The following is an 8,182-nucleotide window of genomic DNA, read 5'->3' on the forward strand; positions in this document are numbered from 1 at the left end:
AGAAGGGGGCTTAATATAAGTCCCCTTCTGCGTTTTGGTATTTCCTTTTTAGTGTTTGCCCTTTAACGTGTGACAAACTCTGGGCCAGCGCCCATGCTCCAAATAATGACGGTGCCGATTAATGTTGTCACCAGATAAACCAGAGAAACTGTTAATATCGCACCGACAAAGAAGAAGGCTTGATCCTGGGATATCTTCAGTACATGAGGTAAACCGTCATACATCAGGTAAGCTGCATAACCCGCTGCTGCGAGGAAAATAGCAGCATTCACCCAAGGCTCTGGGTACAGTGGTGCTAAACCAGCTAGGAACAGAGGCGTGCAGGAGTAAGCGACGAGTGCTATTCCGTTCGCGGCAAACTCATCATGGCCACTGCCATAGTTGCGAGACATCCAGTCAATCATAAAGCCAATAAAGTAAATGCCCGCGACCATGGCGACATAAGTCAAAATACTGAGCGTCATTGCACTCGATTGAGAAAGGTAAACTAACTGACCTTCACCCACTTGCCAACCATATTGAGTGGTTGAAATGTAGGCGCATACTGGGGCAATCAAGGCGAGAAGGCAGATATAGGCGGCCATCTTAAGCGGGCTTGAATGTTCTTTTCTTATTGATTCCCACTCTTCATCGGGGTGTGTGAACATTCCAGGGACATGACTTAATAACATACGGTAAACCTCTATTGATCATTATTGTTTTTTAGGAGTTACTGCGCTGTCTATTTCTTAGACAGTTTTATTATAGGCCAGTCAGGGTTCAGAAGCTTAGATCTCTTTGCACTTAAAAAACGACGTGTACTTCCCCTTTGTTCTTATGAACTCCGCTTTTGAGTGAGCGTAGGAAGGCTTACACTTTGCGAAACAGATAATCATCCATATAACTTTCACCTCGTTGAATGGAGGCGAAATGCTCGAGTTCCAGGTGCTCGTTTATATTTCTGAGTTCACCTGGCTCTAGGCAGAAGCGACGGGAAAAGCCGTTTTTCTCATGATGGGTGAGGTTAAAGGTGCTCAAAAGTAACTTTCCACCGGGGCGTAACAGTGCGATGAACAGGGGCCAATAATGAGGCGCTGGTTTAAAGTGCGTCATCACGATGTTATCAAACGTCTCTAGCTCGTTTAGTTGTTCTGGGTGATCGAGGTCTAAGGTATAAGTGCTTACTTCTAGGTTTTTCTCTTGTGCGAAGGTGTTCAGTCGATCCAGGGCGACTTCTGATATGTCGGCAGCCGATACAGTAAAGCCTTTCGCGGCTAGGAATAAGGCTGCTGCACCGTCGCCACTGGCAATATCAAGCACACTGCCGGGTAGGAGCTGGTCTAAAGCCTCCTCGATAAAAGCGGGTGCTTTCGCTTGAACCATCGGGCGCTCGCTAAAGCGCTTATTCCAGCGAGCTTGGTCTTCTTTCATGGTCTTCTCTTTCTAGTGAGTAGGCTTGCTAACAAGAATAAAAGGGCTGAGGGTTTAATTCTCGCCCTCAAGTAGCCAGACATATTCAGTGATAGGAAAGGCTGCTGAAAACTTGTCTGAAACCTTCGTGCTATCAAGGGGCCGCAAGTTGTAATGCTGTGCGTAGTGTTGCTGCAACTCTTCTTCGCTAACTGAAAAAGGCGGTCCACCCATTAGGCTCTGATCATACTGATAGCAAACCACTAGCTGAGGCGTTCCAGCAACCAGAGTGTTGAGGTGTGAGGCATATTGCTTGCGCATCTCTACAGGCAAAGCAACTAAACTGCCACGGTCAAACACAGCGTCAACCTGGCCAAGCGCTTCTTTATCGACACTGAAGAAATCACCGACTAGTATGTCTACATTCTCAGCATGATAGCGTTTAATTTGCCCCTGGGTGCTCACTTCTGGCCGAACGCCCATTTCATCGAAAAGTTGTTGTATGGCCAACTCGCTTAACTCGATGCCAACAATCTGAAATCCCTTAGAGGCTAGCCAAGGAATATCGAGAGTTTTCCCACATAAAGGTAAAAGTATTCGTTTACCGGGGGCGAGCTTGAGCAAGTCGAGGTGTTTTACCAAGTTAGGGTTTGCTTCACTTTCATGAAAGCCGATGGTGTTGTTTTTCCAACAATTGAACCAAAAATCGGATTGCATATAGATACCTGGGATGAGCTTAGGAAGGTTAAGTATTTTAACGCTGTCTAGCGCTTAGGCAAGTGTAACTAAGTGTCGACATAAAATGATCTTACTTATTTAGAAGATTCTAAATGCTAATTGGTAGATAATAACACTTTAAAGCTTGCTCCCAGGGCAGGCTGATTCATTGTTAGATTCATGTTGAAACCTAAAAGAGAATATCTATGCCTAATTGCCCGAAGTGCGATTCTGAATACCCTTATGAAGACGGCCCTAGTTTTGTTTGTCCTGAGTGCGCCCATGAATGGCCCATTAATGCTGAAGAAGATGAAGATCGTTTGATTGTAAAAGATTCAAATGGCGCAGTGTTAGCTGATGGCGATAGTGTTACCGTTATTAAAGACCTTAAGATCAAAGGCTCCTCTTCTGTCGTAAAAGTCGGTACCAAGATCAAAAATATTCGCTTGATCGAAAGCTCTGATGATCACAATATTGATTGTAAGGTCCCAGGAATCGGTGCGCTTAAAGTGACACCGAAATACGTTAAAAAAGCTTAGTGTTGATATGTTCTCTTCATAGGGGGAATCGATATTCTCGCGTTCTATCACTTAGAGACTTTGCACTATGAACTTAGCTGAGTTTACGCCTGCTCAGTCACAAGAAGTGATTGGGCTGTTTCGTGATGTCTTTTCTCGGGCTGAGGGAAAGGAAGAGGGTTTGTTAATTGGCGACTTAGTTGCCGACTTGATTGCTAGCACCAACGAAGAAGATTTACTTGGTTTTGTTGCCTCAAAAGATGAAAGGCTTGTCGGCGCGATTTTCTTGAGTCGCTTTTTTCTCCCAAATGACAAGCTTGCTTTTATTCTTTCTCCAGTTGCCGTTGCTACGACCTGTCAAGGGCAGGGGGTAGGTCAATCCTTAATTAACTATGGTATTGAGTCTCTACAATCTCTTGGTGTAGAACTGGTTTTTACTTATGGTGACCCGAATTATTATTCTAAAGTAGGCTTTGAGCCGATTAGTGAGAACGTGGTCAAGGCTCCGTTTGAATTGAGTCAGCCAGAAGGGTGGCTGGCACAGTCACTGACAGCTTGTTCGATCGAAGCAATAGATGGCCGTTCCAGAAGTGTTAAGGCTTTGGCCAAAGCTGAGTATTGGTAAACGCGAGTATGTGCTGTGCTAAGAGTGTGTACAGTTCAAAAAAGGCAGCTTTCGAGCTGCCTTTTTTAATTGAATGGTAATAGGAAAACTATCGTGACTTCCTGTACCACTTAAGCCACTTACGAATGTCTCGGAAGTTGACTTTTCCATCTTTATTTAAGTCATATTGAGCGCAGCTTTGATCTCTACACCCCCAATGATCAATCAAGATTAAAAAGTCGGCAAAGCCCAAAACACCATCCTCATCAAAATCACCCTTTAACGGTGATTTCAAAGCTAGCTCAACAATCACAGGGTCATGATCTGAAGCTCTGTACGGGCTAGCGCTATACAGATCCGCTACTTGAGTATCACTCTTATATTCAGTGTTGTAATCAAGAACACGAGGCTCATCGGTATTGATATGCCACTCAGTGACTCCGCTTACCTGTGAGCTTAAGCTGTCACTCGCTAAAGCATGGTCAAGTGAACCTGCCTGCCCATAAAACACGTAAGAATAGGCTTTATCACCTACAAAGTGTTCAAACAAATCAACATAACCAGCCTCTTTGATGACAGAAACGGGGTCTTCTTTAGCATATGCATTTAAATCACCAATGATCAGAAAATCACTATCGCGACTATTGCTTGGATCAGAATTCAAGTAATCGACTAATGCTGTCGCGGCACTTGTACGTGTTAAGTTACAGTTGCCTTGGCCATCATTCATGTCAGGATCACCCAATTCGTCACAATCACTTCCTTTTGATTTTAAATGATTGACTGCAACGGTAAGCTTCTCCTTTGAACCTTTTTCTTTAAAGGTTTGGATTAAGACTGGTCGATTCTTATCATCATTAAACCTCGAATCTACCGAGCTATCCAGAATGACCGTTTGTTTTATCGGTTTTACTTGGGTACTTCTATAAATAAGACCAACAGCAATTGCATCCGTACCAATTTGATCGACACCTGGATCAATATAAGCATAATCGCCACCTGCCGCATTAATTGCCGCGACTAAGCTAGCAATCGCACTCTGTTCAGTAAAACCGTCATTTTCTATTTCCATCAAACCGACGATATCAGCATTCATCGCTAGAATAGCATTCACTATCTTATCTTCTTGTCGCTGAAGCTCATCGGCATTGTCAGCGCCACGATCCGTAGAAGAGCCTAAGGGGTCGGTGACAAATAAGAATCAGTTGTCACCGACCCCTTATTTCCTTATTTCCACATAAAGGAGTTTAAGCAATGTCTACCAACCGCCAATTTACTAAACATCAATTCGGCCCAAAAGGCTGGACACCTGAGCGAATCGAGTCTCTTAAAGGTAAGACTTACCTCATCACCGGTGCTAATAGTGGTACCGGTAGAAGTAGATGATGTGCTTGATCTTGCTGAACGAATTCAAGTGTAGTTATTGTTTAGCCGTGTTGGTTAATTCCTTGCCAGCCTGAATAAAGTCATGTAAATTTATTTGTAAGACATATTCTTACGAAGAGGTTTGTTATGGCAGATACCGTTACATTTAGACCTACTGATGATCAAGGCGGTTTTATTGAAGGTCTGATTAGTTCAGGTGATTACTCTAACCAAAGTGAAGTCATTCGCGCGGGCTTGAGACTTCTGCAAGAGCATTACGCTGAATCAAAGCTAGCAGAATTACGCCAGCTTATTAAAGATGGTGAAAATAGTCCCATTATCGAAAATTGGAATGCTGATGATTTTATTCAACGGATGAAGAAAAAGCATAATGCATAAAAACCAAAGCTTTTTTGTACACCAAAAAGCAGATGAAGACTTAGAAGCTATTTTTGATTATAGCCTAGAGAAATTTGGTTTTGCTCGAGCTGCACGTTATATCAAAGATATAGAAATAATGTTTAAGCAATTAGCTTGCAATCCTCAGAAGGGAAATACGTTTGATATCCAACTACCAAGCTGTTTGCATGTAAGAGTTGAGTCACATTTCATTTATTATGCAGAGTGCCAGGGTGGCATTGAAATCTTCAGGGTTCTTCATCAACGCATGGAACCAAGTAAACATCTAATTGATATCCTAGATCGAGATTAAGCTCTTTGCCGCCAATGAATTTGATGTAACTTTTTGAGACATCTAATCGGAATTTTCTTCACTAGTGCCAATGAGTCCGCATTTAAGACCCTGACAACTCAAATAGGGTGCGCCGTGCGCACCGATAAACCCCGCGACTCAAACAAACAGTAATGGGGGGGCGGCCAAAGCAATTTCCCTAACCTGTAGGCAGAGCCTTCCACGGCTCGCAAGCGGGCTAGCACGGGGCAGATTCATGCGAGGGGTTGAACCCTCTGCCTACTAAGACGAGGTATCAAACTCCGCTGGTGCGCACGGCACACCCTATTGATATCGAAGAGTCCGAACTTGGCATATTCGCACTTTATTCGTAGGTCGGGCTTCAGCCCGACGCGGTGCTTACAATACCTATTAACTACCTCATTGGCACCGATCTGTCGGGTTGAAACCCGACCTACAAGGTACGTACTAGGGGCCGAATTTGGCACTTTAACGACTAAGTAATGCGCAGGAGTCGTGCGCTTTAGTCGAACGCAGTGTTCTAATAGCTCAGCTCAAGCGCTGACTTTTACAATTAATATTTATCATTATTTATATCGAGCCAAAAACATATCAACGGTTTCGCGCACTAGTGCTTGTTTTTCAGGTTCAGATAAAACAGGCGCAATTTGAACAACTTGAGGCCAAAAGCAACTTCCCTTTATTAGGTTGTGAAGCTGTGTGAAAGCTAGCTCTGTGTCATGTAAATTTAGGCGCTTATCTTTAGACGCGCTTTCTAACCATAGCGTCAGCGCGGTGTCTTCATCATCGAACTTTTCAAGTTCTTTTTGTAGGGCCTCCGGCTGGAACAGGAAGTGCCCTAGCGCCACGCGTGCTAAATCGATATATTCTTTGTCGCCCACCAGATTCACTTCTTGCTTTAGTAATGCTGTTAGCTGCTCACCCAAGGGGCTGACGGCATCATAATGAACATCAATTTTCACCATCGCCTGATCCCATAGATCTTTCAGCAAATACATTACCAAGGCTTCTTTAGAGTCGAAGTGATTGTAGACCGTTCGCTTTGATACCTGGGCAATTTCCGCTAGCTTATCCATGCTTGTCGCATCTACGCCATATTCCTTAAAGGCTTTTCTCGCGGCATCAATGATCGCCTCTCTCTTTAATTCACTGCGGCTTTTGCTTTTTTCGCTTAAGGTCTGACAGATTACGTTCACATTGAGTCTCAACAGCTTAAATACCAATAAAGTACATTTTTACACTGCATAGTTTACTTTTCAATTTAAATAAGTAAACTGCACTGATTAGTTTACTTATTGTATGGCGACGTCATGGTGGGCTCAGTGATGGATCGCTATGGAAGCGGGCAGCATGCTGTAAGTCAGAAGGAGAGAATCATGTTACGTTTAATAGCGCGCGTTGCTTTGGTGCTTACAGCACTGATGATTGTTAAAGGTTGTGCGAGTATGCCGGACAGCAAAATGCCTTTGCATCAGAGTGCTGAGTATTACAATTATATTCAGCGAGACTTTGAAAGCTATATAGAGGTGTCTAGAGCATGGTTATCGCATAACCGAAGTTTTATTTCACAGAACAAGCAAAAAGAGATCAACATGAACGCACCGTTTATGTTGATGCCTAATGAGCCGACACAGAAAGCTGTATTGCTGGTTCACGGCTTGGGAGACTCGCCTTATTCTTTTTCTGATATTGCTAAATCGCTCCACGGCGAAGGGTATGCTGTTCACGTTTTACTTTTGCCTGGGCACGGAAGTAAGCCTTCGGACTTAATGCTCTCTCACTATGAAGATTGGCAAGACATTGTTGACCACTATGCTCTACAGCTGAAAAAACAGTACAACAAGGTTTTACTAGGCGGTTTTTCTACCGGTGCAAACCTCGTGACTATCAATGCCATTGAGCAGGGTGGTGTTGATGGTTTGCTTCTGTTTTCTCCGGGCTTTGAGACATTTTCACCTTTTGTAGAGCGTTTGGCTCCCATCTTTGCGACATTTATGGACTGGGGCTGGAAGGCAGAAGAAGATAACCTAGCCCGATATCGCTCCTCGCCAATTAATGCTTCGATCGCTTACTCTGAGAGTGCACAATATGTCAGAGACTTATTTGAATCAAAGCAAACAAATGTCCCAACCCTGATTGTGATGAGCGAGGCAGACAGTGTCATTAACCCTCATGCCATCAAAGGATACTTTGACTCAAACTTCACCCATGCATCAAATCGCTTCATTTGGTATGGAGAGTCTATTATTGAAGACGATAAGATTATCACTAAGTCTATGAAACTGCCGGAACTGAGAATCAGTTCTGGCTCACATATGAGCCCACTATTCGCTCCAGACAACCCTTACTACGGCAAAAAAGGAGAAAAACGAATGTGCGGAAACAGCTTTAATCCCTCAAATACGCGCCGATGCGAAGAGGGTGAAAGTGTATGGTTTTCAGCATGGGGTTATAGCGAAGAAGACAAACTATTTGCCCGTTTAACATGGAACCCTTACTACTCGAAAATGGAGCAAGCTCTAAGACTTTTTCTTCGGAATTAAACATGCTGCTCTATGCGAATGTTGCGTGACCAGACAGTGGTTCCCTCACAACTAAGACCAGCTAACTTTGCCGAGCAGCATATCCTTAAACATCACAAAGTCACCCATTAAACTCCATAGCGGGTATGTAAAAGTAGCCGGACGGTTCTTTTCAAAAAAGAAATGTCCGACCCAGGCGAAACCATAACCGACTAGTGGCAGAGCGATTAGCAGTGACCAATTTTGCGTACTAATAAGTGTAACGAGCAGTAAAATAACGAGTGCAGTACCGAGGAAGTGCAAGCGCCTGCATGTCGCGTTGCTGTGTTCAGATAGGTAGTAAGGGTAGAATTCT

11 protein-coding genes and 1 pseudogene are annotated in these 8,182 nt (G+C 43.8%); 6 read left to right on the forward strand and 6 right to left on the reverse strand.

The genetic code is table 11. The features are described 5' to 3' along the window. Positions 1–62: 62 nt before the first annotated feature. From A3763_RS23075 to tmpT, 3 genes are all read right to left on the reverse strand, one after another. Positions 63–671: a Yip1 family protein gene (locus tag A3763_RS23075; protein ID WP_068554227.1), complete on the reverse strand. Its 609-nt coding sequence runs from the start codon at positions 669–671 to the stop codon at positions 63–65. A gap of 178 nt (positions 672–849) precedes the next feature. Next, a complete protein-coding gene (locus A3763_RS23080; RefSeq protein WP_068506961.1) occupies positions 850–1,410 on the reverse strand; it encodes a bifunctional 2-polyprenyl-6-hydroxyphenol methylase/3-demethylubiquinol 3-O-methyltransferase UbiG in 561 nt (186 codons plus the stop codon). A 54-nt stretch (positions 1,411–1,464) separates the two neighbouring features. Continuing rightward, positions 1,465–2,106 (reverse strand): thiopurine S-methyltransferase, encoded by a 642-nt coding sequence (gene tmpT / locus A3763_RS23085; RefSeq protein WP_068633888.1) that lies wholly within the window; start codon positions 2,104–2,106, stop codon positions 1,465–1,467. Positions 2,107–2,312: 206 nt separating this feature from the next. Between tmpT and A3763_RS23090 the strand changes: the two genes are divergently transcribed. Both A3763_RS23090 and A3763_RS23095 read left to right on the forward strand, forming a co-directional pair. Next, positions 2,313–2,645, forward strand: a complete 333-nt coding sequence (locus A3763_RS23090; RefSeq protein ID WP_156495285.1) for a zinc ribbon domain-containing protein YjdM — start codon at positions 2,313–2,315, stop codon at positions 2,643–2,645. A gap of 67 nt (positions 2,646–2,712) precedes the next feature. Further along, complete coding sequence (locus A3763_RS23095; protein ID WP_068633554.1) at positions 2,713–3,249, forward strand: GNAT family N-acetyltransferase; 537 nt, start codon at positions 2,713–2,715, stop codon at positions 3,247–3,249. A gap of 88 nt (positions 3,250–3,337) precedes the next feature. On the opposite strand, the pseudogene A3763_RS23100 reads toward A3763_RS23095, so the two are convergent. Next, positions 3,338–4,387 (reverse strand): annotated as a pseudogene (locus tag A3763_RS23100) (ExeM/NucH family extracellular endonuclease); the annotation flags it as partial. 95 nt (positions 4,388–4,482) lie between these two features. Between A3763_RS23100 and A3763_RS29910 the strand changes: the two are divergent. From A3763_RS29910 to A3763_RS23110, 3 genes are all read left to right on the forward strand, one after another. Further along, on the forward strand, positions 4,483–4,614 hold the full coding sequence (locus A3763_RS29910; protein WP_255374960.1) for a hypothetical protein: 132 nt from the start codon (positions 4,483–4,485) through the stop codon (positions 4,612–4,614). 126 nt (positions 4,615–4,740) lie between these two features. Then, the gene (locus A3763_RS23105; RefSeq protein ID WP_068506949.1) at positions 4,741–4,992 is read left to right on the forward strand and encodes a type II toxin-antitoxin system ParD family antitoxin; all 252 of its coding nucleotides are present in this window, start codon (positions 4,741–4,743) and stop codon (positions 4,990–4,992) included. Further along, entirely contained in the window at positions 4,985–5,305 is a 321-nt protein-coding gene (locus A3763_RS23110) for a type II toxin-antitoxin system RelE/ParE family toxin (RefSeq protein ID WP_068633161.1), read from the forward strand. The genes A3763_RS23105 and A3763_RS23110 overlap by 8 nt, the downstream gene beginning before the upstream one ends. A 566-nt stretch (positions 5,306–5,871) precedes the next feature. Here the strand turns inward: A3763_RS23110 and A3763_RS23115 are convergent. Then, positions 5,872–6,501 (reverse strand): TetR/AcrR family transcriptional regulator, encoded by a 630-nt coding sequence (locus A3763_RS23115; protein WP_231872302.1) that lies wholly within the window; start codon positions 6,499–6,501, stop codon positions 5,872–5,874. A gap of 180 nt (positions 6,502–6,681) precedes the next feature. Here A3763_RS23115 and A3763_RS23120 point away from each other — a divergent pair, with 180 nt between their 5' ends. Then, the gene (locus tag A3763_RS23120; RefSeq protein ID WP_068506966.1) at positions 6,682–7,848 is read left to right on the forward strand and encodes a carboxylesterase; all 1,167 of its coding nucleotides are present in this window, start codon (positions 6,682–6,684) and stop codon (positions 7,846–7,848) included. A 51-nt stretch (positions 7,849–7,899) separates the two neighbouring features. Here A3763_RS23120 and A3763_RS23125 read toward each other — a convergent pair. Beyond that, a partial coding sequence (locus A3763_RS23125) for a DUF962 domain-containing protein (RefSeq protein ID WP_068760599.1) occupies positions 7,900–8,182 on the reverse strand: 283 nt, incomplete at its 5' end.

It is taken from the genome of Oleiphilus sp. HI0128 (assembly GCF_001635365.1).

Bases quoted from the DNA above. Each gene is read 5' to 3' on its own strand.
- tmpT (WP_068633888.1), bottom strand. From the start codon at position 2,106: ATGCAATCCGATTTTTGGTTCAATTGTTGGAAAAACAACACCATCGGC.
- A3763_RS23090 (WP_156495285.1), top strand. From the start codon at position 2,313: ATGCCTAATTGCCCGAAGTGCGATTCTGAATACCCTTATGAAGACGGC.
- A3763_RS23095 (WP_068633554.1), top strand. From the start codon at position 2,713: ATGAACTTAGCTGAGTTTACGCCTGCTCAGTCACAAGAAGTGATTGGG.
- A3763_RS23105 (WP_068506949.1), top strand. From the start codon at position 4,741: ATGGCAGATACCGTTACATTTAGACCTACTGATGATCAAGGCGGTTTT.
- A3763_RS23075 (WP_068554227.1), bottom strand. From the start codon at position 671: ATGTTATTAAGTCATGTCCCTGGAATGTTCACACACCCCGATGAAGAG.
- A3763_RS23120 (WP_068506966.1), top strand. From the start codon at position 6,682: ATGTTACGTTTAATAGCGCGCGTTGCTTTGGTGCTTACAGCACTGATG.
- A3763_RS29910 (WP_255374960.1), top strand. From the start codon at position 4,483: ATGTCTACCAACCGCCAATTTACTAAACATCAATTCGGCCCAAAAGGC.
- A3763_RS23080 (WP_068506961.1), bottom strand. From the start codon at position 1,410: ATGAAAGAAGACCAAGCTCGCTGGAATAAGCGCTTTAGCGAGCGCCCG.
- A3763_RS23110 (WP_068633161.1), top strand. From the start codon at position 4,985: ATGCATAAAAACCAAAGCTTTTTTGTACACCAAAAAGCAGATGAAGAC.